At 54.0% G+C, this 26,414-nt stretch carries 22 protein-coding genes; 13 read left to right on the top strand and 9 right to left on the bottom strand.

Translation table 11 applies throughout. From position 1 onward, the window contains the following. The first annotated feature begins 70 nt into the window (after positions 1–70). From ACLJRS_RS19315 to ACLJRS_RS19305, 3 genes are all read left to right on the top strand, one after another. Entirely contained in the window at positions 71–1,258 is a 1,188-nt protein-coding gene (locus tag ACLJRS_RS19315) for a sugar diacid recognition domain-containing protein (protein WP_410957881.1), read from the top strand. A gap of 67 nt (positions 1,259–1,325) precedes the next feature. Further along, positions 1,326–2,594 (top strand): GntP family permease, encoded by a 1,269-nt coding sequence (locus tag ACLJRS_RS19310; protein ID WP_000200866.1) that lies wholly within the window; start codon positions 1,326–1,328, stop codon positions 2,592–2,594. A 5-nt stretch (positions 2,595–2,599) separates the two neighbouring features. Next, positions 2,600–3,739 carry a glycerate kinase gene (locus tag ACLJRS_RS19305; RefSeq protein ID WP_000706367.1) on the top strand — a complete coding sequence of 380 codons (1,140 nt, stop codon included), beginning with the start codon at positions 2,600–2,602 and terminating at the stop codon, positions 3,737–3,739. A gap of 46 nt (positions 3,740–3,785) precedes the next feature. Here ACLJRS_RS19305 and bcp read toward each other — a convergent pair whose 3' ends face one another. Continuing rightward, on the bottom strand, positions 3,786–4,256 hold the full coding sequence (gene bcp / locus ACLJRS_RS19300) for a thioredoxin-dependent thiol peroxidase (RefSeq protein ID WP_001068686.1): 471 nt from the start codon (positions 4,254–4,256) through the stop codon (positions 3,786–3,788). Next, positions 4,256–4,828 carry a glycine cleavage system transcriptional repressor gene (locus ACLJRS_RS19295; RefSeq protein WP_000189061.1) on the bottom strand — a complete coding sequence of 191 codons (573 nt, stop codon included), beginning with the start codon at positions 4,826–4,828 and terminating at the stop codon, positions 4,256–4,258. The genes bcp and ACLJRS_RS19295 overlap by 1 nt, the downstream gene beginning before the upstream one ends. A gap of 145 nt (positions 4,829–4,973) precedes the next feature. Here ACLJRS_RS19295 and dapA point away from each other — a divergent pair, with 145 nt between their 5' ends. From dapA to tmcA, 5 genes are all read left to right on the top strand, one after another. Then, on the top strand, positions 4,974–5,852 hold the full coding sequence (gene dapA, locus ACLJRS_RS19290) for a 4-hydroxy-tetrahydrodipicolinate synthase (RefSeq protein WP_000494019.1): 879 nt from the start codon (positions 4,974–4,976) through the stop codon (positions 5,850–5,852). Positions 5,853–5,868: 16 nt separating this feature from the next. Next, entirely contained in the window at positions 5,869–6,903 is a 1,035-nt protein-coding gene (bamC, locus tag ACLJRS_RS19285; protein ID WP_000331877.1) for an outer membrane protein assembly factor BamC, read from the top strand. A gap of 174 nt (positions 6,904–7,077) precedes the next feature. After that, positions 7,078–7,791: a phosphoribosylaminoimidazolesuccinocarboxamide synthase gene (gene purC, locus ACLJRS_RS19280; protein ID WP_001171630.1), complete on the top strand. Its 714-nt coding sequence runs from the start codon at positions 7,078–7,080 to the stop codon at positions 7,789–7,791. Positions 7,792–7,921: 130 nt separating this feature from the next. Further along, positions 7,922–8,785 carry a neutral zinc metallopeptidase gene (locus ACLJRS_RS19275; RefSeq protein WP_001267523.1) on the top strand — a complete coding sequence of 288 codons (864 nt, stop codon included), beginning with the start codon at positions 7,922–7,924 and terminating at the stop codon, positions 8,783–8,785. 15 nt (positions 8,786–8,800) lie between these two features. Next, positions 8,801–10,819 carry a tRNA cytosine(34) acetyltransferase TmcA gene (tmcA, locus tag ACLJRS_RS19270; protein ID WP_001279840.1) on the top strand — a complete coding sequence of 673 codons (2,019 nt, stop codon included), beginning with the start codon at positions 8,801–8,803 and terminating at the stop codon, positions 10,817–10,819. Between the two features lie 26 nt (positions 10,820–10,845). On the opposite strand, the gene ACLJRS_RS19265 is transcribed toward tmcA, so the two are convergent. The 3 genes from ACLJRS_RS19265 to ACLJRS_RS19255 are packed head-to-tail and all read right to left on the bottom strand — an operon-like array spanning position 10,846 to position 12,561. Further along, a complete protein-coding gene (locus tag ACLJRS_RS19265) occupies positions 10,846–11,046 on the bottom strand; it encodes a YpfN family protein (RefSeq protein ID WP_000383839.1) in 201 nt (66 codons plus the stop codon). Between the two features lie 27 nt (positions 11,047–11,073). Further along, a complete protein-coding gene (gene dapE, locus ACLJRS_RS19260) occupies positions 11,074–12,201 on the bottom strand; it encodes a succinyl-diaminopimelate desuccinylase (RefSeq protein WP_001277826.1) in 1,128 nt (375 codons plus the stop codon). A 3-nt stretch (positions 12,202–12,204) separates the two neighbouring features. Continuing rightward, complete coding sequence (locus ACLJRS_RS19255) at positions 12,205–12,561, bottom strand: ArsC family reductase (RefSeq protein WP_000631923.1); 357 nt, start codon at positions 12,559–12,561, stop codon at positions 12,205–12,207. Positions 12,562–12,973: 412 nt separating this feature from the next. Here ACLJRS_RS19255 and ypfM point away from each other — a divergent pair, with 412 nt between their 5' ends. Further along, positions 12,974–13,033 (top strand): protein YpfM, encoded by a 60-nt coding sequence (gene ypfM / locus ACLJRS_RS19250; protein WP_001386977.1) that lies wholly within the window; start codon positions 12,974–12,976, stop codon positions 13,031–13,033. A gap of 101 nt (positions 13,034–13,134) precedes the next feature. On the opposite strand, the gene acrD is transcribed toward ypfM, so the two are convergent. Together acrD and narQ are read right to left on the bottom strand one after the other, a co-directional pair. After that, the gene (gene acrD / locus ACLJRS_RS19245) at positions 13,135–16,248 is read right to left on the bottom strand and encodes a multidrug efflux RND transporter permease AcrD (RefSeq protein ID WP_001263081.1); all 3,114 of its coding nucleotides are present in this window, start codon (positions 16,246–16,248) and stop codon (positions 13,135–13,137) included. Between the two features lie 184 nt (positions 16,249–16,432). Further along, entirely contained in the window at positions 16,433–18,133 is a 1,701-nt protein-coding gene (gene narQ / locus ACLJRS_RS19240) for a nitrate/nitrite two-component system sensor histidine kinase NarQ (protein ID WP_000216814.1), read from the bottom strand. A 185-nt stretch (positions 18,134–18,318) separates the two neighbouring features. On the opposite strand from narQ, the gene aegA reads away from it, so the two are divergent. Then, entirely contained in the window at positions 18,319–20,280 is a 1,962-nt protein-coding gene (aegA, locus tag ACLJRS_RS19235) for a formate-dependent uric acid utilization protein AegA (protein ID WP_001078920.1), read from the top strand. A gap of 448 nt (positions 20,281–20,728) precedes the next feature. Here aegA and pbp4b read toward each other — a convergent pair whose 3' ends face one another. Beyond that, positions 20,729–22,027, bottom strand: a complete 1,299-nt coding sequence (pbp4b, locus tag ACLJRS_RS19230) for a penicillin binding protein PBP4B (protein ID WP_000673293.1) — start codon at positions 22,025–22,027, stop codon at positions 20,729–20,731. A 203-nt stretch (positions 22,028–22,230) separates the two neighbouring features. On the opposite strand from pbp4b, the gene nudK reads away from it, so the two are divergent. The 3 genes from nudK (at position 22,231) to ACLJRS_RS19215 (ending at position 24,332) form a co-directional block, all read left to right on the top strand. Next, positions 22,231–22,806, top strand: a complete 576-nt coding sequence (gene nudK, locus ACLJRS_RS19225; protein WP_000084040.1) for a GDP-mannose pyrophosphatase NudK — start codon at positions 22,231–22,233, stop codon at positions 22,804–22,806. A 124-nt stretch (positions 22,807–22,930) separates the two neighbouring features. Next, on the top strand, positions 22,931–23,974 hold the full coding sequence (locus ACLJRS_RS19220; RefSeq protein ID WP_001270670.1) for a DUF1176 domain-containing protein: 1,044 nt from the start codon (positions 22,931–22,933) through the stop codon (positions 23,972–23,974). A 127-nt stretch (positions 23,975–24,101) separates the two neighbouring features. Further along, positions 24,102–24,332 carry a hypothetical protein gene (locus ACLJRS_RS19215; protein WP_000700635.1) on the top strand — a complete coding sequence of 77 codons (231 nt, stop codon included), beginning with the start codon at positions 24,102–24,104 and terminating at the stop codon, positions 24,330–24,332. A gap of 62 nt (positions 24,333–24,394) precedes the next feature. Here ACLJRS_RS19215 and tkt read toward each other — a convergent pair whose 3' ends face one another. Beyond that, on the bottom strand, positions 24,395–26,395 hold the full coding sequence (tkt, locus tag ACLJRS_RS19210) for a transketolase (RefSeq protein WP_000087329.1): 2,001 nt from the start codon (positions 26,393–26,395) through the stop codon (positions 24,395–24,397). Between the last annotated feature and the right edge of the window lie 19 nt (positions 26,396–26,414).

Below are 26,414 nucleotides of genomic sequence, written 5' to 3'. Positions count from 1 at the left end.
AAATTCGTTAATAAGTGACATCATTGATGCGAGATTGTTTTTTTAATGTGAAGCGATAACGAAACAGGGAATGAGTGTGTTGAGAAAACATTACTTGAAAGGGTATACCGCGCGGCAAATTGTACAGCGAGCCATGAAAATTATTCCTTACTCGGTAAACGTCATGGATGAGCATGGCGTCATTATCGCGTCTGGCGAACCTTCGCGGCTTCGCCAGCGTCACGAAGGGGCCATTCTGGCGCTGAAGGAAAACCGTATTGTAGAAATTGATTCCGCTACCGCCAATCAGCTTAAAGGCGTGCGATCCGGCATTAATCTTCCCATCTCTTTTCATGAACAGCTTATCGGCGTGGTCGGCATTACCGGCGAGCCGGAGGAGGTTCGCGCGTATGCCGAGCTGGTTAAAATGGCGGCGGAGCTGGTGATCGAGCATATGGTGCTGATCGAACAGCGACAATGGGATAAACGTTATCGCGAAGAGCTGATCAACCAATTGATTTTGCGAGAAAATTCAACAGAGTCGTTGCGCTCCATGGCGGCCTATCTGGGTATTGATCTGGCGGTTCCCAGAGTGGTGCTGATTATTGAACTTTCCCAGCCGGATCGCGAAGCGCTGCGCAATGTAATGGATTATTTCGAGAATCACGCGCGTAACCATTTGGTGACGTTTACCGAATTTAATGAATTAATCATTATTAAGCCTATCACGTTAAAAGAGGGAAAGTGGAATACCCGCCAGGAAATGGGCGAATTGCAGATTTTTAAATCATGGGCTGCATCATCGGGATTTAGCCGTATTTTGGTTGGGGGCTATTTTGCCGGCGAGACGGGATTGCACCGATCTTTGCTCACTGCGAGAGCCACGCAGGCGATGGCGAAAAGACAAAAGCTGTGCAGCCAGTACATTTTTTATCATGATCACGCGCTTCCCGCGCTGCTAAGCGGGCTGTCTGAAAGTTGGCAAGTGCAGGAGTTATCGCGTCTGTGGCTGCAACTGGCGCAACATGACGCGAAAGGCGTATTGCAACAGACGCTGCGGACCTGGTTTGAACATAATTGTGACCTGACGCAAACGGCCAAAGCATTGCATATTCATGTGAATACATTGCGCTATCGCTTACAGCGCTGTGAGGATATTACGCACATAAAAATCAACGAGTTAAAAAGTACGCTTTGGCTTTATATCGGTATGGAGCTCCAGGCCGAATCTGTACCGTCCGACAAGTTACCGCTGCCAGGTCGAATCGAAATTTGTTGAAAGCTCCAGCGGATTTTTAGGCGGGTTCTTCCATACTGCGCGCTCCATGTTAAAGGAGGCGCAGTATATGACGTCGATATCCACCCTGGGAGCCATTGCCGCATTGGTTGTGGCCATCGTATTAATTTTAAGAAAAGTGTCGCCAGCCTACGGCATGATGGCGGGCGCGCTGGTCGGCGGTTTGATTGGCGGCGCCGATCTTCTGCAAACCGTGTCGTTGATGGTGTCAGGCGCGCAGGGTATCGTTAATGCCGTATTGCGTATTCTGGCCGCAGGCGTACTGGCGGGCGTATTAATTGAGTCCGGGGCGGCGAATACGATTGCTGAGACGATTGTCCGCAAAGTGGGGGAAACCCGGGCATTATTGGCATTAGCCATTGCCACACTATGTTTGACCGCTGTCGGCGTATTTATTGATGTGGCGGTGATTACCGTCGCGCCGATTGCGCTGTCGATTGCGCGTAATGCAGGGCTGTCAAAAAGCGCTATTCTGCTGGCGATGGTCGGCGGCGGCAAAGCGGGTAACGTGATGTCACCCAACCCGAACGCTATTGCCGCCTCCGATGCGTTTCATGTTCCTCTTACCTCTATTATGCTGGCGGGCGTGGTTCCGGGCATCGTTGGGCTTATTATCGCCTATCTGTTAGCGAAACGGCTGAATAATAAAGGCGTGGGCGTCGCCGATCATGAAGTGACTCACCATGATGACTCCGTCGCCAGACCCGGTTTTCTGGTGGCGATTAGCGCGCCGCTGGTCGCTATTTTCCTGCTTTCTCTCCGTCCGTTTGCCGGCATTTCCATTGACCCGTTAATTGCCCTGCCCGTAGGGGGATTGGTCGGTCTGCTGTTGATGGGACGCGCGCGCCACTGTAACCAGTACATGGTCGCCGGTCTGATGCGTATGGCGCCTGTCGCTATTATGTTGCTGGGAACCGGTACGCTGGCCGGCATTATCGCTAATTCCGAACTTAAAGATGTCCTGATTCATGGCCTCACCGCTTCGGGATTGCCGTCCTGGCTGCTGGCGCCCGTGTCTGGCGCCATGATGTCAATGGCGACGGCCTCAACCACGGCGGGAACGGCGGTGGCGTCAGGCGTTTTCTCTCCCACGTTACTTGAACTTGGCGTTTCCGCCCTGGCGGGAGCCGCTATGATCCATGCGGGCGCCACGGTGCTGGACCATCTGCCGCACGGCAGCTTTTTCCACGCGACGGGCGGCAGCGTCAATATGCAAATTCATGAACGTTTAAAGCTAATGCCGTATGAAACGCTGGTGGGGTTAGCCATTACCTTTATTTCTACTCTGATGTTCGGTTTCTTTGGTTTTGCAGGATAATCCCTATGAAAATTGTTATTGCTCCTGATTCATTTAAAGAAAGTTTGTCCGCAATGGCGGTCGCTGAGGCGATAGAAAAGGGGTTCCGCGAAATTTATCCTGACGCCGACTACATTAAAGTGCCCATGGCGGATGGCGGGGAAGGAACCGTACAATCAATGGTGGAGGCCAGCGGCGGGCGTTATGTTGACCAGTGGGTACAAGGCCCGCTTGGGCAACCGGTGGCCGCGCGCTGGGGAATGCTGGGCGATAGCGATACCGCCGTGATTGAAATGGCGGCGGCATCCGGACTGCATCACGTTTCGCCTGAATTGCGCAACCCGCTTAATACCACCAGCTACGGCACCGGCGAGTTAATCGTCGCGGCGCTGGAGCGTGGCGTAAAGCGTATTATTCTGGGAATTGGCGGCAGTGCGACGAATGACGGCGGCGCGGGGATGATGCAGGCGCTTGGCGTTATATTGCGCGATAAACAGGGGCGCTCGCTTTCTCCAGGCGGCGAGGCGCTGGCGGCGCTGGCGTCTATCGATTTGTCCGGTTGTCACCCATTGCTGCGTAAGGTATCGATAACCGTGGCGTGTGATGTCAACAATCCGTTGTGTGGTCCCCAGGGCGCATCGGCCATCTTTGGCCCACAAAAAGGGGCGACAGCGGAAATGGTGAACACCCTGGACGCGGCGCTGGAAAACTGGGGCCGACATATTTATCAGGCAACGGGACGTGAGGTGATTAACGCTCCCGGCGCGGGCGCGGCAGGCGGAATGGGCGCCGCGCTTTTAGGGTTGCTCAATGCGGAATTACGCGCCGGCGTAGAGATTGTCGTGGAAACGCTACAGCTTGAGCAGGCGGTTAAAGATGCCGATCTGGTGATTACCGGAGAAGGGCGGCTGGACAGCCAAAGTATTTGCGGCAAGACGCCGATTGGCGTCGCCAGAGTGGCGAAGCGGTATCATAAACCAGTTATCGCGCTCGCCGGTGGGCTGCAACACGATCATCACGTTGTGTATCAACAGGGTATCGATGCGGCGCTGTCGATTTTGTCGCATATCGTTACGCTGCCGGAAGCCTTACACGAGGCGGAATATAACCTGAGCCTGTCGGCGCGCAATGTGGCGGCGATATGGCGTCTGGCGCGGAAAGCCTGACGGCGCATTCCCTTTCCAGGCCGCACATCAGCGCGGCCTGAGGCTTTTACGCGTTTTCTTTCAGCCAGTTCAGCACCACATCATGGTGATTGCTGGTTTTAAAATCATTAAAGACGTGCTCAATCTTACCATCAGCGTCAATCAAAAAGCTGATGCGGTGAATGCCGTCATACGTTTTGCCCATAAACGACTTTTCGCCCCAGACGCCGAACTGTTCACACACCTGATGGTTTTCATCGGACAAAAGGGTAAAGTTCAGCAGCTCTTTTTCAGCGAAACGGGAGAGTTTTTCAGGTTTATCGGTGCTGATGCCCAGCACGTCCACGCCTGCTTTTTTGAGCTCGTCCATGTTATCGCGTAAGCCGCAGGCCTGCACGGTACAGCCGGGTGTCATGGCTTTTGGGTAGAAATAAACCAGAACGCGCTGTCCCTGGAAGTCGGTCAAATTTACTTGTTCCCCGTCTTGATCCGGCAAGCTAAATTTCGGTGCGATATCACCGGCTTTCAGTGGATTCATTACTTAACTCCATCCTGTTCATCATGTTGTGAGTAATTGACGACGTTTATACTGCCTTGCGCATTGAGTTCTGTACATAGTGCTTTAAAGGCTTGCTCAATATTTGCGGAATTTTGCGACGCCGGGCTATGTGCGGTGATTTGAATAAATAATTGCGCAGCTTTATCACCTTCAGCCGGCTGCGTGCGGGAGACCAGCTCCGCAATATTCATTTCATGACTATTAAACAGCGCGGTGAATCGCTCAATTAAATGCGGGGAGTCGGCGACCTCAACCTGAACCCATACCGTCGCGGGCATTGCCGGGCGGGGACGGTCGGACGTCCGTTTCATCACAATCAGCAGATCCAGCTCCGCGCCTTTTAACGGCAATGTCGATTCAATCAAGGTAATCGCGTTCCACGTGCCGGACAACAGCATAATAAACGTGAATTCATCGCCCAGCATCGCCAGTCGGCTGTCTTCGATATTACAGCCGCAACTGCTGACATGGCGAGTAATGGTATTCACAATACCGGGCCTGTCGGCGCCCAGCGCAGTGATAACCAAATAGTGTTGTGATGACGGTGTCAAACCAGTTATTCCTTTGAGCGGTGAGGTAATCTTAAGGAAACCATAAAAAAAACCTGCATACAACAATCAGAACGGCTTTGGTCGCTTGCTTTTATTGCCATACCAAACGTACCATTGAGAGACTTGTTTGCACAGAGGATGGCCCATGTTCACGGGAAGTATTGTCGCGCTTGTTACGCCGATGGATGAGAAAGGTAACGTCAGTAGGTCTTGCCTGAAAAAACTCATTGATTATCATGTCGCCAACGGTACCTCGGCGATTGTTTCGGTTGGCACTACCGGCGAGTCTGCCACGCTAAGCCATGATGAACATGGCGATGTCGTGATGATGACGCTGGAACTGGCTGACGGACGTATTCCGGTTATCGCCGGCACGGGCGCAAACGCGACCGCGGAAGCGATTAGCCTGACGCAGCGTTTTAACGATAGCGGCATTGTTGGCTGCCTGACGGTAACGCCGTACTACAATCGCCCCACGCAGGAAGGTTTGTTCCAGCATTTCAAAGCCATCGCGGAACACACTGACTTGCCGCAAATTCTGTATAATGTGCCGTCCCGTACCGGTTGCGACATGTTGCCGGAAACCGTGGGTCGTCTGGCGGAAATAAAAAATATTATCGCTATCAAAGAGGCGACAGGGAACTTAACCCGCGTTCACCAGATCAAAGAGCTGGTTTCAGACGATTTTATTCTGCTTAGCGGTGATGACGCGTCTGCGCTGGACTTTATGCAACTGGGTGGTCATGGCGTGATTTCCGTTACGGCTAACGTAGCGGCGCGCGATATGGCTGACATGTGCAAACTGGCGGCGGAAGGGCAATTTGCCGAGGCGCGCGCTATCAACCAGCGTCTGATGCCGTTACACAACAAACTATTTGTCGAACCCAATCCTATCCCGGTGAAATGGGCATGTAAGGCATTGGGTCTTGTGGCGACCGACACGCTGCGCCTGCCAATGACGCCTATCACAGACCATGGTCGTGACATCGTCAAAGCAGCGCTTCAGCATGCTGGCCTGCTGTAAAGTTTAGGGAGATTTGATGGCTTACTCAGTACAAAAGTCGCGCCTGGCGAAGGTTGCGGGTGTTTCGCTTGTTTTGCTGCTCGCTGCCTGTAGTTCCGATTCGCGCTACAAGCGCCAGGTAAGCGGCGATGAATCCTATCTGGATGCCGCGCCGCTTGCTGAACTTCACGCCCCGGCAGGAATGATCCTGCCGATAACGACCGGCGACTACGTTATTCCGGTCACAAAGGGGAGCGGCGCGGTTGGTAAGGCGTTGGATATCCGTCCGCCAGCGCAGCCGTTAGCGTTAGTGAGCGGCGCGCGTACCCAGTTCTCTGGCGATACCGCTACGCTCTTGGTGGAAAATGGTCGTAGCAGCACGCTGTGGCCGCAAGTCGTCAGCGTGATTCAGGCGAAAAATTATCCGATTGAAAAACGTGACGATGCCAGCCAGACCCTGACGACCGATTGGGTGAACTGGAACCGCCTGGATGAAGACGAACAGTATCGTGGACGTTATCAAATCTCGGTGAAGCCGCAGGGCTATCAGCAGGCGGTAACGGTAAAACTGGTTAATCTGGAACAGGCTGGCAAGCCGGTCGCTGACGCGGCGTCGCTGCAGCGCTATAGCACGGAAATGATGAACGTCATTTCCGCCGGTCTGGATAAGACCGCTACGGATGCGGCAAATGCCGCGCAGAACCGTTCCGCCGCAACGATGGATGTGCAGAGCGCCGCTGATGATACCGGTTTACCTATGCTGGTCGTTCGCGGTCCGTTCAACCTCGTGTGGCAACGCCTCCCGGCCGCGCTGGAAAAAGTGGGCATGAAAGTCACCGACAGCACTCGCTCTCAGGGCAGCATGGCGGTAACGTACAAACCGTTGTCTGACAGCGACTGGCGGGATCTGGGCGCTAGCGACCCGGGCCTGGCATCCGGAGACTATAAATTGCAGGTCGGCGATTTAGATAACCGCAGCAGCTTGCAGTTTATCGATCCTAAGGGGCATACTCTGACGCAAAGCCAGAACGACGCGCTGGTTGCCGTCTTCCAGGCAGCGTTCAACAAGTAATTTAACAGGGCTGGAGTAATCCGGCCCTTTTTTCTGATAAGATACGCAAACGTGTGCGTCGGTACAAAAACGCGATTTAACCGCTATTTCGCACCACAATTACAGGCCGACGTCTCCGGCAGGCGTAGCAGGAAATGAATACTTATCGTTAATTCACACCCAGGAGTGTTAAAGATGCAAAAGCAAGCTGAGTTGTATCGTGGTAAAGCGAAAACCGTATACAGCACGGAAAACCCGGACCTGTTGGTGCTCGAATTCCGCAATGATACGTCAGCAGGGGATGGCGCGCGCATTGAACAGTTTGATCGCAAAGGCATGGTAAATAACAAATTCAACCATTTCATTATGACCAAACTGGCCGAGGCGGGCATCCCGACCCAGATGGAACGTTTGCTGTCTGATACCGAGTGTCTGGTGAAGAAGCTGGAGATGGTGCCGGTTGAATGTGTGGTGCGCAACCGTGCGGCTGGGTCGCTGGTCAAGCGTCTGGGCGTGGAAGAAGGCATGGAGCTTAACCCGCCGATATTCGATCTGTTCCTGAAAAACGACGCGCTGCACGACCCGATGGTGAATAGTTCCTACTGTGAAACGTTCGGTTGGGTAAGTCAGGAAAATCTGGCGCGTATGAAAGAGCTAACCTACAAAGCCAACGACGTACTGAAAAAACTGTTTGATGACGCGGGTCTTATCCTGGTGGATTTCAAACTGGAGTTTGGCCTGTATAAAGGCGAAGTGGTGCTGGGCGATGAGTTTTCGCCGGACGGTAGCCGCCTGTGGGATAAAGAGACGCTGGACAAAATGGACAAAGACCGCTTCCGCCAGAGCCTGGGCGGTCTGATTGAAGCCTATGAAGCCGTCGCGCATCGACTGGGCGTGAAATTAGATTAATTCCGCTTCTGACCGGAGGGCAACCGCTCTCCGGTATCATCCTTTCCTCATTCTGATAGCGTTTACCTGTGGTAATCCTGCGCCTGACCGCCTACGATCATCTGTATAACAAAGAGAGAATGAGGTGATTATGCGCTGGCAAGGGCGTCGTGAAAGTAACAATGTAGAGGACAGACGTAATCGGCCAGGCGGCCCCTCGCTGGGTGGCCCAGGCTTTCGTCTTCCGCGCGGAAAAGGCGGCATCATTCTGTTGGTGGTGGTGTTGGTCGCAGGGTACTATGGGGTGGATTTAACCGGTCTGTTGACCGGTCAGCCGGTTTCGCAGCAGCAGTCGACGCGTTCGATAAGCCCCAATGATGATGAAGCGGCAAAATTTACCTCGGTGATTCTGGCGACGACCGAAGATACCTGGGGGCAACTCTTTCAAAAAATGGGGCGCGGCTATCAGCAGCCAAAACTGGTGATGTACCGTGGTATGACGCGCACCGGCTGTGGTGCGGGTCAGTCCGTGATGGGGCCGTTTTACTGCCCGGCGGACGGCACCGTCTATATCGATCTCTCATTTTACGATGATATGAAAAATAAGCTGGGCGCGGACGGTGATTTTGCTCAGGGTTATGTCATCGCCCACGAAGTCGGCCACCACGTACAAAAACTGTTAGGTATTGAGCCGAAAGTACGCCAGTTGCAGCAAAACGCGTCGCAAACGGAGGTGAATCGCCTTTCGGTGCGCATGGAACTACAGGCGGATTGCTTTGCCGGCGTGTGGGGACACAGTATGCAGCAGCAAGGCGTACTGGAGGCGGGCGATCTGGAAGAGGCGCTCAATGCCGCACAGGCTATCGGCGACGATCGCTTACAGCAACAGGGACAGGGGCGCGTCGTGCCGGATAGTTTTACCCACGGCACCTCAGAACAGCGCTACAGCTGGTTTAAGCGTGGATTTGACAGCGGTGACCCGGCGCAATGTAATACGTTTGGCAAAAACTTTTGATAAACCGGGGCAGGGATGTCTGATATCGATGCGCTACGGGCGTTAACGTCGCAAATGACACAGGAAGGTATTCGCCGTTTACTGGTCATCAGCGGCGATGCGGCGTGGTGCCGGGAACGGGCCGAGGCGATACGCGCTGTATTGCCCGGTGACTGGCTGTGGGTCGCGCCTGACGCGCCCGCCCAGCCGCGCTGTACGCCACAGGCGTTACAAACGCTGCTGGGCCGTGAATTCCGTCATGCGATATTTGATGCCTGGCAGGGCTTTGACGCCGCAGCGTTTGCCGCTCTGAGCGGGACCTTGCAGGCCGGAAGCTGGCTGCTTCTGCTGATGCCGCCGTACGAGACGTGGGAAAGCAGGCCTGATACCGATTCACTGCGCTGGAGCGACTGCGCGCAGCCTATCCCTACACCGCAGTTTGCACAGCATCTTAAACGGACTCTTTCCCGCGATCCGCAAACGCTGCTTTGGCGACAGCGCCAGCCGTTTTGCTGGCCATCTTATCCTTTCCGTGGACGCTGGCGACCCGCCACCGGCGAGCCGCAGCCGGAGCAGGCGGCTATCTTATCGCGTTTACGTGAAATGCCGCCCGGCGTGGCGACGGTGATTGCCCCCCGTGGGCGCGGCAAATCGGCGCTGGCCGGGCAATTCATCTCCCGGATGGCGGGCACGGCTATCGTGACCGCACCGGCGAAAACGGCAACGGATATCCTGGCAGCGTTTGCCGGTGAGCGGTTCTGCTTTATGGCGCCGGATGCGTTGCTGGCGAGCGGGGCAAGAGCCGACTGGCTGGTGGTTGACGAGGCGGCGGCAATCCCCACGCCGCTGCTGCTGCAACTGGTTTCGCGCTTTCCCCGCATACTACTCACCACCACCGTTCAGGGCTACGAAGGCACCGGACGCGGTTTTTTACTTAAATTTTGCGCCCGTTTTCCGCAGCTTCACCGTTTCACGCTTCGTCAGCCTGTCCGCTGGGCGCCAGAATGCCCGCTGGAAAATATCGTCAGCGAGGCGCTGATATTCGACGATGAAGCGTTTGCGCAGGCGCCGCATGGCGCGATAGCAATCTCGGCGTTTTACCAACAGGCCTGGGGGAAGACGCCCGCGTTGCCGAGGGCTGTGTATCAGTTACTGTCGGGGGCGCACTATCGTACTTCGCCGCTGGATCTGCGCCGAATGATGGATGCGCCAGGACAGCATTTCTTGCAGGCCACGGCGAATAACCGTGTGGCGGGCGCCGTCTGGCTGGTCGAAGAGGGCGGGTTATCCGCAGAACTCAGTCAGGCTGTATGGTGCGGTTTCCGGCGGCCGCGTGGGAATCTGGTGGCGCAGTCGCTGGCGGCGCACGGTAGCGACCCTTTAGCCGCGACGCTGGTTGGGCGTCGCGTAAGCCGTATCGCAGTGCACCCCGCTCGCCAGCGCGAAGGCATCGGTCAGCAGTTGATTGCCTGCGCGTGCATGCAGGCGGCGCAGTGTGATTATCTTTCCGTCAGCTTCGGCTATACGCCGGAGCTGTGGCGTTTCTGGCAACGCTGCGGCTTTGTACTGGTACGGATGGGCAACCATCGGGAGGCGAGCAGCGGTTGCTATACGGCGATGGCGTTATTGCCGCTGAGCGACGCGGGAAAACGGCTGGCGCAGCAGGAACACCGGCGTTTGCGCCGCGATGCGGACATCCTGACGCAGTGGAACGGCGAGGCGATACCGCTGGCGGCGTTAGATGAACAGGCGCTTAATGATGAAGACTGGCGTGAGCTGGTCGGTTTTGCGTTCGCGCACCGCCCGCTACTGACATCGTTAGGTTGCCTGCATCGTTTACTGCAATACAGCGCATTGCCATTACCGGCGCTGAGAGGGCGGCTGGAGGAAAAAGCCAGCGATGCCGAACTGTGCGCCCGGCTACGCATTTCAGGCCGTAAAGCTCTGCTGGCGTTGCAGCGTGCGCAGGCGGCGCAGGCGCTGATTGCGTTGGATGCCGGACGAACGCAGCGTTTACGCGACGTAATGCCCGGCGGTGGGGAGCATGCCGGATAGCGATACCTGTCCGGCATGATATCCGGTTACTTTTTCGGCTGATCTTTCTTCGGCCAGTCGTCTTCATCGTCCCACTTATCGTTAAAATCGCGATGCGGGGGCAGCTCAGGTTTATTGGCAAGGAATTTCTTATGGTCGATGCGTTTGAGATCTTTGATCACATTCAGCAGTACGCCTACCAGAAACACCAATACCAGAATCCACCAATATTTTGCCAGCCAGTCCATGCTTATTTCCTCTTACCGGAACGCTCATCAGGCGACGAGCTGTTCCATAATGCGTTGATACATACGGGCCAGTAGCTGGAGATCGGCGGCATTCACACATTCATTAATTTTATGAATGGTGGCGTTCACCGGCCCCAGTTCTACCACCTGCGCTCCCATACGGGCGATAAAACGTCCGTCGGACGTACCGCCCGTCGTCAGTAATTGCGGTTTAATTTCATTATAGTGCTCAATGGCGTTTACTACCGCGTCCACCAGCTTGCCGCGTGCGGTCAGGAACGGCTGGCCGGAAAGCCACCAGTCTACGGTATAACGTAGCTGATGCTTCTCAAGCAGCGTATGTACCCGCTCTTTGATCATCTCATCGGTCAGTTCCGTGCTGAAACGGAAGTTAAACTGCACGAACAGTTCGCCGGGAATGACATTATTGCTGCCGGTGCCTGCCTGGATATTGGCTACCTGCATGCTGGTGGCCGGGAAAAAGTCATTGCCCCGATCCCACTCGATAGCGACCAGTTCATTAAGAAAAGGCGCGGCGCGATGAACAGGGTTATCCGCCAGATGCGGATAGGCAACGTGCCCCTGAACGCCATGGATAGTGAGGTTACAGGTGAGAGAACCGCGACGCCCGTTTTTGACGACATCGCCCACAATTTCAGTACTGGAAGGTTCGCCGACCAGACAGTAATCCAGCCGCTCGTTACGGGCCATCAGCGCTTCAACCACCTTTACGGTGCCATTTTTTGCGCTGGCTTCCTCATCAGAGGTAATCAAAAATGCGAGGCGGCCCCGGTGATGAGGATGCTGCGCAACAAAACGTTCAGCAGCCACCACCATGGCCGCCAGTGAACCTTTCATATCCGCCGCGCCGCGACCGAACAACATTCCGTCGCGAATCGTAGGCTCAAACGGCGGATTGATCCAGCGATCGACATCGCCAGCCGGTACGACGTCAGTATGCCCGGCGAACGCCAGCGTTTCGCCACGCCCACGCCATGCCCAAAAATTTTGCGTGTCGCCAAAATCCATATGCTCAATGGTAAAACCGATTTTACGCAGGCGTTCAATCATTAATGCCTGACAGCCTGCGTCATCCGGACTCAGGGAGGGGCGACGAATAAGTTGCTGTGTCAGCTCAATAACCGGGCACGACATAGACTACACCTCATCAAAAAACTGCTGATAACGGGATTCACTGAAACCAAGCAGCATAGGCTTCCCGGGCGCGCAGAGCAATGGGCGTTTGATGATTGCCGGCTGTTCAACCATGAGAGCAGCGGCGGAGTCGGCATCGGTAATCCCGCTGCGGTCGCCTTCATCCAGTTTGCGCCATGTTGTGCCGCGCGTATTCAGTAAAGGCTGCCAGCCGAGTTCGGCAATAAAGGTATTAAGAAGAGGGAGGTCTATGCCATCCACACGGTAATCGTGAAAACGATAATCAATGCCATGCTCCTCCAGCCAACGGCGCGCTTTTTTGATCGTGTCGCAATTCTTAATGCCATAGAGGGTAATCATATTGAATCCTTTAACGCGAAATTCGAATAAATAATCAATAGTATCGTCTGCGGGATAATAAGTGTGGCTGTTAATGGTTATTTATCCAGCGCTGATCGGCAATCAATATAACATTGTTGAGTGAATGTGAATAATGATTCCAAAACGTTCCAGATGTGGCTTGTTTATAATTCGCGAGGAAAATCTTATTTTGCGCACATGCAATTGTTTGTTTTTTAACCCGATTTGATAAAGTAGTAGAAAAGGTATTAATGTTGCTAAATATTGCAGTAAGTCACATAAAATTTACGGCTACAGCGCCATAGTAATATCATAGACAGCATAACCAGAGGATATCGCAACAATCGGTTAAATGAACTTCTCTCTATACCGCTAACTACGTAGAATACCCATAATAATAAGAGAGGCTATTATGATTGAACGTGAACTGGGGAACTGGAAAGATTTTATCGAAGTCATGCTTCGTAAATAAATGCCTGGAAGGCACCGCGCTCCCATAGGGGAAAAGAAAAGGCGACTCAACGAAAGTCGCCTTTTTTGTGCCCGGCACCTCGTATCAGGCTGGCCGGGATCTTATTCCGGGCGCGGCTTCAGCGGGAAGCGGCGACGTATCAGCACGAAAAACAGGGGTACAAAGAAGATAGCCAGAACGGTTGCTGAGATCATTCCCCCCATCACGCCGGTTCCGACAGCATGTTGGCTACCCGAGCCTGCCCCGGTGCTGGTGGCCATCGGCAATACGCCAAAGATAAACGCCAGCGAAGTCATCAGTATCGGTCGCAGGCGCTGGCGGCTGGCGTACAGCGTGGCGTCTAACAGCGCGTGTCCCTTCTGATTCATTTCGTTGGCGAATTCCACAATCAGAATCGCGTTTTTCGCCGAGAGGCCGATAACGGTCAACAGCCCCACCTGGAAGTAAACATCGTTTTCCAGCCCGCGCATCCAGGTAGCGAGTAGCGCGCCAATGACGCCGAGCGGCACAACCAGCATCACCGAGAAGGGCACCGACCAGCTTTCATACAATGCCGCCAGACACAGGAAGACGACTAATAGCGAAATAGCGTACAGCGCGGGCGCCTGCGCGCCGGAGAGCCGTTCCTGGTAAGACATGGCTGTCCATTCCAGGCCAAAACCGCCCGGTAGCTGATGCACCAACGACTCCATGACATCCATCGCCGTCCCGGTACTGACCCCCGGCGCGGCCTCTCCGACAATTTCTACCGCCGAATAGCCGTTATAGCGTTCCAGACGCGGCGATCCGGTTTCCCAGCGCGAGGTGGCGAAGGCGGAGAAGGGGACCATGCCGCCCTCTTTGTTACGGACATACCAAAGATTAATATCATCCGGCAACATACGATATTTCGCTGCGGCCTGAACATAGACCTTCTTCACGCGGCCCCGGTCCATAAAGTCGTTGACGTAGCTCGACCCCCAGGCTGTTTGCAGGGTGTCGTTGATATCGTCAATCGATACGCCCAGCGCCTGCGCTTTCCGTTGGTCAATATCAATTTGCAGTTGCGGGCTGTCGTCCAGGCCGTTGTGGCGCACGCGGGTCAAGGAACTGTTTTTCCCGGCCAGCTCAATGAGTTGATCTCGTGCGGCCATCAGCGCGTCATGGCCTGCTCCGGCGTGATCCTGTAATTCCATATCAAAACCGGCGGAGCTGCCCAGACCGCTAATTGCCGGCGGGCTGCTGGCGAAGACGCGAGCTTCTTTAATCTGGTTAAATGCTTTTGTCGCCCGCTCAATAATGGCGAACGAGGAGCCGGTGGTGGGATCGCGCGCGTCCCAGTCTTTCAAGCGAACAAACATGCGCGCGACGTTTTGCCCGTTCCCGCCAGGGCCGGAACCGACCGTCGAGAAGACCGACATAATGTTGTCTTTCTCATGGGTGAAGTAATAGTTTTCAACCTTTTCAACAACTTTCAGGGTCTGCTGTTGCGTAGAACCGCTCGGTAGCTGGATAGACGTAGTGAACATGCCCCGATCTTCCTGCGGCAGAAAGGAGGTGGGAAGGCGCAAAAACAGGAACACCATGCCGCCAAGCAACAGAACATAAATCAGAATCCAGCGCAGGCTGCGATGCAAAATTTTCGCTACGCCTTTCTCATAACGTTCGGCATTACGATTGAAGGTACGGTTAAACCAGCCGAAAAATCCGCGTTGCCCGTGCTGCTCGCCTTTGTGCAGCGGTTTTAATAACGTTGCGCACAACGCTGGCGTCAGGATCATGGCGACCAGCACCGACAGCACCATTGCCGAGACAATGGTAATAGAAAACTGACGATAAATCGCCCCGGTGGTACCGCCAAAGAACGCCATCGGCACGAATACCGCAGACAGCACCATCGCGATACCGACCAGCGCCCCCTGGATTTGTCCCATGGATTTGCGCGTCGCTTCACGCGGCGTGAGCCCTTCTTCGCTCATGATACGTTCGACGTTTTCCACCACCACGATGGCATCGTCGACCAGGAGCCCGATCGCCAGCACCATCGCGAACATGGTTAATGTGTTAATACTGTAGCCAAACGCGTAAAGCACGGAGAAGGTGCCCATTAATACTACCGGCACGGCGATCGTCGGAATTAGCGTGGCGCGAAAGTTTTGCAGGAACAGATACATCACCAGGAAAACCAGCGCGATAGCTTCCAGCAACGTTTTGACCACATCGATAATCGAGGCTTTGACAAAGGAGGTGGTTTCATACGCGATCTTGTATTCCAGGCCGTGAGGGAAGTACTGCGCCAGCTCGTTGAGGCGATCCAGTACCAGCTTCGCGGTCGCCATTTCGTTCGCGCCGGAGGCCAGCTTAACGCCAAGACCGGAAGCCGGATTGCCGTTAAAACGGCTGAGGTAGTCATATTTTTCCGCCCCCAGCTCCACGGTGGCGACATCGCCCAGTTTGACCTCGGAACCGTCCTGATTAACGCGCAGGGTGATATCGCGAAATTGTTGCGGCGTTTGCAGCAATGACTGCGCATTAATGGTGGCGTTCAGCGCCTGTTTGTCGACCGAAGGCGTACCGCCAAGCTGCCCGACGGCGATTTGCGCATTCTGCGACTCAATTGCATCGGTCACGTCTTTCGTGGTCATCTGAAAACTATTCAATTTGGCCGGATCGAGCCAGATACGCATAGAGTACTGTGAACCATAAGCGTCAATATCGCCGACGCCGTTGACGCGGCTGAGCGGGTCCTGAATATTACTGGCGACGTAGTCGGCGATATCCTGCTTGTCCATAGAACCGTCGGTAGAGACGAAAGCGATGGTCAAAATATTGGTATCGCCCGTTTTGCGTACCGTGACGCCTTGATCCTGTACCGCCTGCGGCAGTTTACGCATCGCGGACTGTAACTGGTTTTGTACCTGCTGAACCGCCTCATCAGGATCGGTTCCCGCAATAAAGCTCAGGGTGATGGTCGCCTGTCCGGTTCCGCTGCTTTGTGATGACATGTACATCAGATTATCGAGGCCCGTCATATTCTGCTCAATAACCTGGGTTACGGTATTTTCCAGCGTTTGCGCCGACGCTCCCGGATAATTCGCGGTAATACGTACGTTGGGCGGCGCCAGATCGGGATATTGTTCAACAGGTAAAGAAAAAATGGCTAACGCCCCTGTCAGACACAACAGGATAGCCAGCACCCAGGCAAAAATGGGGCGATCGATAAAAAAATTCGCCATTAAAGGGGAACCTCGTGTTTCTACATATCGTTATAGATTTGAACTGCTTCACTGTAGCGGCAAGCTACGAGCCAAACGTGGAGAAATAAAGGAGATAATGTAAATTATCATGCGCTTTTACAGCATACTTTTTGTGCCAACGCCGGAAAGCCTGACATCTGGCCTTCCGGTGATTTGCCGTTCTTTACGTTAACTGACTCTCTTCCTTGTTGGAGGAGCGAAAACTGATACTGACCAGCGTGCCGCCGCCGGAGGGTTGCGAAAAATTCAGCGTGCCGCCAAGCCGCTCCGCGCGCTCACGCATTATATTCAGACCATAGTGTCCGGCAGGCTCATGCGGTTCGCCGATACCAATGCCATTATCGCGAATATAAACGGTATGATCGCCGTCAGGCGCGGTGACGCAGCTCACGGCGATTTCGCTCGCGTTGGCGTGTTTAATGGCGTTCAGGACCGCTTCACGCACAATTTGCAATAAATGCACCTGCATTTGCGCATCCAGCGCCAGCGTGGGTAAACGGCAATCCAACGTGAGTTTGGCCGGAGTCTGACTCTGTAAATCTTCCAGCATCTCATGCAATGCGGAGGGTAAATCGGCCTGCTGTAACGTCAGACGGAACGTGGTGAGTAACTCCCGAAGCTGACGGTAGGCGTCGTTCAGCGCTCTGGAAAAATCCGCCATGATGCTTTGCGCGCCGGCGTTATCCTCAGGAATAGCGCGCTTCAGAAGCGTTAACTGAATACGTAAATAAGAAAGTACCTGCGCCAGCGAATCGTGTAGCTCACGGGCAATCGTCGCGCGCTCTTCCATTAACAAAAGTTGCTGGAAGTGTTTTTGCGCCTGATTAAAGTACAAACCACGCCCCAGCATCGTGGAGACGCTGTTCAGCAGCGGCGTAGAGGCATTAACGTTGGGGCTTTGCCAGTGGAGTTCGCCATAGACCGTGTCCTGCATCGTCACTGGCAGCATTTGCATCGGCAGGTCGGGGCTTTGCGTGCCTTCGCTAATCCGCCAGTTATCGCCCACGGTTAACTCCAGATACCAGGCGGCGTCATGTTCACGGACAATTTGCAAAATATGGCGAAAACAGTGGACATCGATTTGGCTGGTATTCAGCGCTTGGGAGCACTGGTATAACACCTCCAGGCGGCGATGCGCTTCGTGCAGATCGTGCGTTTTTTCTTCCACCGAGGCTTCCAGCGAACGGTAAAGTTTATGCAGCTCGCTCGACATCTGGCTAAACGTTTTCGCCAACAATCCCAGCTCATTGGGTAAGCTGGTATCCAGCGGCAGCGGGGCGAACTGACCATGTTCAATTCGCTGACTGGCGGTGACCAGTTGATTCAGCGGGCGAACGACCTGCTGGCGAATACGCCGTAGGGTAAAAAAGACCAGCGTAAATATGCCGATACCGCCCGCCAGCGATATGGCGACGACCAGCATGACTTTACGCTCGGCGTAATGCTGTAACGCCAGAACGAAGAGATCAATTTGATCGACATAATTGTTGATATTGGTCTGATACCAGGCAATGTCGCCGTCCTGTAGGCGGCTATTCATCTCCAGCCAGTTGGCGTGCAGGCGCGCATAGCGAGTTTTCACCGCCTGCGGCACATACCAGGCGTTGAGATTTTGCAGTACTGGCGAGTTGAGCGCGTGCTGGAAAAGTTGACGATGCGCATTAATCTGCGGGCTACGGCTTTGCAGATCGTAACCCAGCCGATAGCTCTGCATTCGTAGCGAACCGGCGATATTGATCGCTTCGGCATCCCGTAAACTGCTGGTCAGCGTCAGTAATGCGCTGCCGGTGGACAGAATAGACAACAGCACAATATAGAAAAAAGCCTTAGCCAGACTGGCCGAGACCGGGCGTTTAACCGTCACACTGGTACTCCCCGCATTTAGCTGAACCGCAATTTCATTTGCTTTGAAATAAATTGATCTGCCACAGGTTCTGGACAGATAGTTGTGCTTCCTGGGCAGATGAACATTGCCGACCCCGCCTTCGTCAGTTAATAACAATGCTCATATAAAGAATAAGGTTTTTGCAACCAAAACAGAAGGACGCCATGAATCGTTTTATTATGGCCAATAGCCAGCAGTGTCTGGGATGCCATGCCTGCGAGGTCGCCTGCGTAATGGCTCACAATGATGAGCGACATGTCCTGACGCCACAGCGCTATCAGCCCCGAATTACTGTCATCAAACATCAGCACCAGCGCAGCGCGGTCACATGTCACCATTGCGAAGATGCGCCCTGCGCCCGTAGCTGTCCGAACGGCGCGATCGCGCATATTAACGACAGCGTGCAGGTCAATGCGCAGAAGTGCATCGGCTGTAAATCCTGCGTCGTCGCCTGCCCATTCGGCACCATGCAGATGGTATTGACGCCCGTCGCGCCAAACCAGTTCAAAGCCAGCGCGCATAAATGCGATCTGTGTCAGGGACGTGAACAGGGTCCGGCCTGTGTGGAAAATTGCCCGGCGGATGCGCTGCAACTGGTCACCGAAGACTCGTTGACCCGTCTGGCTAAAACGCGACGGCTGCGTACCGCCCGGCAGGAGATTCGCCCCTGGCATACCGTGGATACACAACACAGTGGGACAGCAAGCAGCAAAGTCGAGCGTATGCAGGCGACGCCGCCGCGCGGCGAACCGGATAAACTGGCGATTGAAGCGCGTAAAACCACCTTTGAGGAAATTTATCTGCCGTTTCGCGCCGCGCAGGCGGAGCGTGAAGCGTCCCGCTGCCTCACATGCGGGGAACACAGTATCTGCGAATGGACCTGTCCGCTGCATAACCATATTCCCCAGTGGATCGAACTGGTGAAAGCTGGCGATATTGATGCGGCGGTAGAGCTTTCTCACCAGACCAACTGCCTGCCGGAAATTACCGGGCGCGTTTGTCCGCAGGACCGGCTATGCGAAGGCGCGTGTACACTCCGCGATGAGTATGGCGCGGTTACCATCGGCAACATTGAGCGCTATATCTCCGATCGCGCTCTGAGCAAAGGCTGGCGTCCCGACCTGTCGGACGTACAGAAGAGCGACAAGCGCGTGGCGATTATCGGCGCGGGGCCGGCAGGTCTTGCCTGCGCTGACGTGCTGGCGCGTCACGGCGTAAGCGCCACCGTCTACGATCGCCATCCGGAAATCGGCGGTTTGCTCACCTTTGGTATTCCGGCTTTCAAACTGGATAAATCTCTGCTGGCGCGCCGTCGGGAAATCTTCAGCGCGATGGGGATTCGTTTTGAGCTTAACTGCGAAGTGGGGAAAGATATTTCTCTGGAGACGCTGCTGGAAAGTTATGACGCCGTCTTTGTCGGGGTAGGAACCTATCGTTCCATGAAGGCTGATTTACCGAATGAAGACGCGCCGGGGGTATATGATGCGTTGCCATTCCTCATCGCCAATACCAAACAGGTGATGGGGCTTCCGGCGTTGCCTGACGAGCCGTTTATTGATACTGCGGGCCTTAACGTGGTTGTGCTGGGCGGCGGTGACACCGCAATGGACTGCGTACGTACGGCGCTGCGTCATGGCGCTGCTAACGTCACCTGCGCTTATCGCCGCGATGAGGCCAATATGCCGGGGTCGAAAAAAGAGGTGAAAAACGCGCGGGAAGAGGGCGCGAACTTTGAATTTAACGTTCAGCCGGTTGAGTTGGTGCTGGATACGCACGGGCGCGCCAGCGGTATTCGCTTTTTGCGTACGCGGCTTGGCGAACCGGATGGTCAGGGGCGACGCCGCCCGGTACCTGTACCGGACAGCGAGTTCGTGATGCCGGCGGATGCGGTCATTATGGCGTTTGGTTTTCATCCGCATGGTATGTCGTGGCTCGAATCGCATGGCGTGAAGGTGGATAACTGGGGACGTATTGCCGCCAGCGTCGAGAGCGAGTTTCGTTACCAGACGTCCAACCCGAAAATTTTCGCCGGCGGCGATGCGGTGCGCGGCGCCGATCTGGTGGTGACGGCGATGGCAGAAGGCCGACATGCTGCGCAGGGGATACTCGACTGGTTAGCTAAATAAGCGTATTTGTAGGCCGGTTAAGGCCTGGAACGGTTAAATGATTGAGTGATAAAAAATCTTAAACTTATTGGCTAACCTTACTCCGTTTGCAGAAATGTTGACGCTCGCAGGGCTGAACGCCCTGCGATAAACATTTTCCCGTCGGGTCGACGTTTAACAGGCCTGATGAGGCCAATCTTAGTATTGAAAATAGAGTGTAAATTGAAGGAAGGGACGCTATCAGAATCCCTTCTTAGAGCCTATCCCATTAGGGCTATTTTACTTGCCATTTTGGACCTGGGCAGTGCTCGCCAAAACGCATTAGCGTTTTGAACGCCGCTTGCGGCGGCCCGAAGGGCGAGCGTAGCGAGTCAAACCTCACGTACTACGTGTACGCTCCGGTTTTTGCGCGCTGTCCGTGTCCAAACTGGCTGCGCCAATAACGCCTACAGAGATAGGCTCTTAATTTTTATTTTAAGGAACCATATATCTGGTCAACAATCCAGCCATACGTCGCCGCAGGTAATAATCCACTGACAAAAACATTCGGATTCACTTTAGGATTTGCTACCGGCGAGTGCGGCCTGTTACCTAAAATCACAATCGCCATATGATTAACCGGATCGATAGACGTCAGCGTTCCGGTCCATCCGGTATGTCCATACGTTTGCGGACTGGCTAATACCCCGAACGTGGGGGTCATTGAGGCGTTGCCGTTAACGCGCCACCCCAGACCAAAGGTAGCGTCTTCTGGCGAGCGGCGAGTAAACTGCGCAACCGTTTTGTCGTCGAATAGCTTCACGTTACCGTAGCCGCCCCCATTGAGCATGACTTGCATTAACACAGCCATATCATGGGTGTCAGAAAACAGTCCGGCGTGTCCTGAAACGCCGCCCATTGAGTACCAGGCTTTTTCATCATGCACCTGGCCCCATAGTGTATTGGTGCGAATATTGGGGAAATGAATCACGCCGTCACGCGTGTTGCCATGTAGTTCCGTTGCGGCGATTTGCGGCGGCGTGAAGCCTTTCATCAGCGGGTTAAAGACGGTATGTTTTAATCCGAGCGGTTTATAAATGGTGGTTTCGACGTAGCGATCTAATGGCATTGCCGTTATCGATTCAATGATAAAACCAAGAATCATATAATCCACGTCGCTGTAGATATGCTTCGACCCAGGTTGATATTCCAGCGGTGTCTTTTTAATCATCTCCAGAGTAGTGCTTTTACTCTGTGAGAATAATTTACCGGCGACGTTTTTATTAGGATATTGTGGGTCGGCAGGAAAGCCCGCGACGTGATGAAGAATATCAATAATGCGGAGTTTATCTTTGCCTTTTATTTTATCCCCAGGCATATCCTTAAAGCCGGGGATATATTTTGATACCAAATCATTGACATCTATTTTTCCTTCATACACTAGTTTTTGCAATGCGAAGTTAGTGGCATACATTTTTGTGTTTGAAGCCAGATCATACATCGTGTTAGTGGTCGCCCGAATGGGATGGGCTAACAGCGTGGAACCGTCATATTTTTTGGCATAGCCCCAGGCTTTTTGTAGAACAATATGATTATCTTTTATCACCAGAAGATTGATGCTGGGATATCCGGCATCAATTTGATTTTGAATCCAGCCATCAAGTCGGTGAAGTTTTTGGCTATCAAACCCCACCTGATCAGGGCTCGCGGTGGTCAATACCGGATACTCAACGGCAAAAGCTGAAAGGGAAAACGTCAGTAGAACCGTCGCAACGAGAGTAAATTTCATGATGATTCCCTCAGTCTCACTCCGGCCGTCAAATCATATCGCGAGCATGGACTCTGCGGCCCGGAGAAGCAGAATATGGTCATGGCAGTGACAGAAAAATATGGCTGTACATCCGTTCAGTCGGCATTAAGGATTAACCCTTCAGCAGACAAAACCGACCTCACGGCGTAATATTAATGCTCTTTTTACACCCTGGAGCCAGCATGTCGCAAACCATTACGCTTATTAAGGATAAAATTCTTTCTGATAATTATTTTACTCTGCGCAACATTACCTATGACCTGACCCGTCGTAATGGCGAGGTTATCCGTCACAGGCGTGAGGTTTACGATCGCGGGAATGGCGCAACCATTCTGCTTTACAACTCAACTAAAAAAACCGTGGTTCTGGTTCGCCAGTTTCGCGTGGCGACATGGGTCAATGGTAATCAAGACGGTATGTTAATTGAAACCTGCGCTGGCCTGCTTGATAACGACGAGCCGGAGGTCTGTATCCGTAAAGAGGCCATTGAAGAGACAGGGTATGACGTTGGCGAGGTACGCAAGATATTTGAGCTTTATATGTCGCCAGGCGGCGTCACGGAGCTGATTCATTTCTTCATTGCCGAATATCATGATAGCGAGCGTGCCAGCATCGGCGGCGGCGTGGAGGACGAAGAGATTGAGGTGCTTGAACTGCCGTTTTCCCGGGCACTGGAAATGGTGCGCTCAGGTGAGATTCGGGACGGTAAGACCGTGTTATTGCTTAACTATTTACAGACGTCTCATCTAATGGACTGAAAAAAAAGAAATATATTTCTTTACACAAAAAAGACCAATCCGATAAATCTGATTGAGAACCCTGAGGCGCGCAAGGAAGATACCGCCTGAGCTGTGTTGTTCTGAATCTGGGGTTGTTCCGTTCATGCGCTACCGCGTTATTCTTTTTTGTCTGTTTGGCCTGTTGCCGGTCCAGCTACTGTGGGCTGCGCCAGCGCAACGGACTTTTTCCGACTGGCAGGTCACCTGCAATAACCAAAATTTTTGCGTAGCGCGCAATACTGGCGAACATCATGGGCTGGTGATGACATTAAGCCGCAGCGCCGGGGCGCGTACCGATGCGGTACTGCGTATCGATCGCGGCGGTCTGGCGCCGCCCGACGCTAAAGAAGCCGCAATTGCGCCTCGCTTATTGCTGGATGGCAAACCGCTTTCGTTCAACAGTCCACACTGGCGCGTGTCGCCCTGGCATCTCATGACCGGCGATCCTGCCACCATCACCGCATTTTTACAGACGATTCAGGATGCGCAGGCCATCACCTTAAAAAACGGCGTTCAGACGCTTTCGCTGGCGGGATTAAAAGCGGCATTACTGTTTATCGACGCGCAACAAAAACGTGTGGGCAGCGAAACCGCCTGGATTGAAAAAGGAAACGAACCGCCGCTCAGCGTGCCCCCGGCGCCGGCATTAAAGGGGATCGCCGTGATTAATCCAACGCCCGTACCGCTGAGTGAGGAAGAACGCGACGATCTGCTGGACTACGCAGCATGGCGGGTAAACGGCATTCGTTGTTCGCTTGACCCGCTGCGTCGCGAGACGCAGGTCAGCGCGTTGACGGATGATAAAGCGTTATTGATTGTTAACTGCGAAGCCGGCGCCTATAACACTATTGATCTCGCCTGGGTAGTTTCACGCAAAAAAACGCTCGTCTCGCGCGCCGTACGTTTGCGGCTGCCGTTTAATCGCGGCGTCGAAAGTAATGACATGGAGTTGATGAACGCCTTCTTTGACGAGAAAACGCGCGAACTGGTGACGTTGGCGAAAGGGCGGGGGTTAACCGACTGTGGTATCCAGACGCGCTGGCGCTATGATGGCGATCGTTTTCGTCTGGTACGTTATGCCGAAGAACCGAGCTGCGATAACTGGCACGGGCCGGATGCCTGGCCTACGCTGTGGATCACGCGTTGAATCCTGGTTGTTATCCCCTTTTCAGAATAGGGATACACCTATTGAGGTTTCATTTATGGTATAGAGATTGCTACGTTACGGTAGGATTGTTACTTTACCCGATAGCCTCACCACAGCAGGAAATAGTATGAAAATAAATAATGGCCCCGTATTATGCCCCCATTGTGGCTGCCTGAGCGCTTATTATGAAATAGATCGGCTGGCGGCGATAAGAGAGAAAGTGAATAAAGAAGGCGGATCAGCGGCATGGGATTCAACATTACAGGCGCATAAAAAAAAGGCCTTTTGCCTGATGTGCCATAAATCCATTGATGAGGTCGTCATCGGGCAGTCAGATGCGCCTGAGTCTACGAAGTAATTTTGCACAGCCTACAGAACAGGTCTGCAGACTGTGCAAAGTCTGTGTTGCTAACGCTCGCCTTAGCCTTTGATGTTCAGCACCCGGCGGGCTTTTTCTACAATATTTTCCACGGTAAAGCCAAAATACGGGAACAGTTTGTCAGCCGGAGCGGATTCACCGTATCCCGTCATGCCGATAATTGCGCCTTTTAGGCCAACATATTTATACCAGTAGTCGGCTATACCGGCTTCCACCGCGACGCGGGCGGTCACGTGCGCCGGTAGCACTGATTCGCGATATGCCTCGTCCTGCGCATCGAAAATATCCGTTGAAGGCAACGACACCACGCGAACGTTATGCCCCTCGCCAGTCAATTTTTCCGCCGCCTGGAGGGTAATTTCCATTTCCGATCCGGTAGCGATCAAAATGATATCCGGCTTGCCGCCGCTATCTTTCAGAATATAACCGCCGCGAGCAATCGCTTTCACCTGTTCCGGCGTGCGTTCCACCTGCGCCAGATTCTGCCGCGAGAGAATCAACGCCGTCGGCCCGTGGTGACGTTCAATGGCCAGCTTCCAGCCGACCGCCGCCTCAACCTGATCGCAGGGACGCCAGGTGCTGAAGTTTGGCGTTAAGCGCAGGCTCGCCAGTTGTTCCACGGCCTGGTGCGTCGGGCCATCTTCGCCCAAACCGATGGAGTCGTGGGTATAGACCATAATCTGCCGGGCTTTCATTAAGGCCGCCATACGTGCCGCGTTACGCGCATATTCGACAAACATCAGAAACGTGGCGGTATACGGTACAAAGCCGCCGTGGTGGGCGATGCCGTTAGCAATGGCGGTCATGCCGAATTCGCGCACGCCATAGTGGATGTAATTACCTGCCGGATCCTCTTTCAACGAGGTCGAACCTTTCCAGATAGTCAGGTTGCTCGGCGCCAGATCCGCCGATCCGCCCAACAGTTCCGGCAACAGGGGACCGTAGGCATTGAGCGTATTTTGCGATGCTTTACGGGTGGCGATTTTGGCCGGATTAGCCTGCAAGTCGTTAATAAATTTTTGCGTGGCGGACTCCCATGTCTCCGGCAGTCCGCCGCTCATCCGGCGGGTAAACTCCGCGGCCAGCTCAGGATAAGCCTTCTCATAAGCAGCAAACTTTTCCTGCCACTGCTGCTGCGCTTTCTCGCCTTTTTCACGGCCATCCCACGCGCGGTAAATTTCTTTTGGGATCTCAAACGCCGGATGATGCCATCCCAGCTTCTGGCGAGTCAGCGCCACCTCTTCTTCGCCCAGCGCCGCGCCGTGCGACTCCTCCTTCCCGGCTTTATTCGGCGAGCCAAAACCTATCACCGTCCGACAGATAATTAGCGAAGGTTTATCTTTTACGCTCTGGGCTTCGAGAATGGCTTTTTTCACCGCCTCCGGATCGTGCCCGTCAATGTCATGTACGACATGCCAGTGGTAGGCTTCAAAACGTTTGGCGGTATCGTCGGTAAACCAGCCTTCGGTTTCGCCATCAATGGAGATGCCGTTGTGATCGTAAAAGCCGATCAGTTTGCCCAGTCCCAGCGTACCAGCCAGCGAACACACCTCATGCGAGATCCCCTCCATCAGACAGCCGTCGCCCATAAAGACATAGGTGTAGTGGTCGACAATCTCATGGTCCGGCCGGTTGAACTGTGCGCCTAACGTACGCTCGGCAATCGCCAGCCCGACGGCATTCGCCAGCCCCTGACCCAGCGGCCCGGTGGTGGTTTCAACGCCGGGCGTATAGCCAATCTCCGGGTGACCTGGCGTTTTAGAGTGCAGTTGACGGAAGTTTTTTAACTCCTCCAGCGGCAGGTCATACCCGGTTAAATGCAGCAGACTATAGAGCAGCATGGAGGCGTGACCGTTGGAAAGGATAAAACGATCACGGTCATACCAGGTCGGATCGGTGGGGTTATGTTTAAGAAAATCGTTCCATAGCACTTCAGCGATATCCGCCATCCCCATCGGCGCGCCGGGGTGCCCGGAATTGGCTTTTTGAACGGCATCCATGCTCAGCGCACGAATCGCATTGGCAAGGTCTTTACGGGACATAAATCACTCCATGCAAGGT

Origin of the sequence: Salmonella sp. SAL00670, from assembly GCF_046552235.1 — a bacterium.
Classification (GTDB): domain Bacteria; phylum Pseudomonadota; class Gammaproteobacteria; order Enterobacterales; family Enterobacteriaceae; genus Salmonella; species Salmonella enterica.
This window is presented reverse-complemented; position numbering and strand designations above follow the sequence as displayed.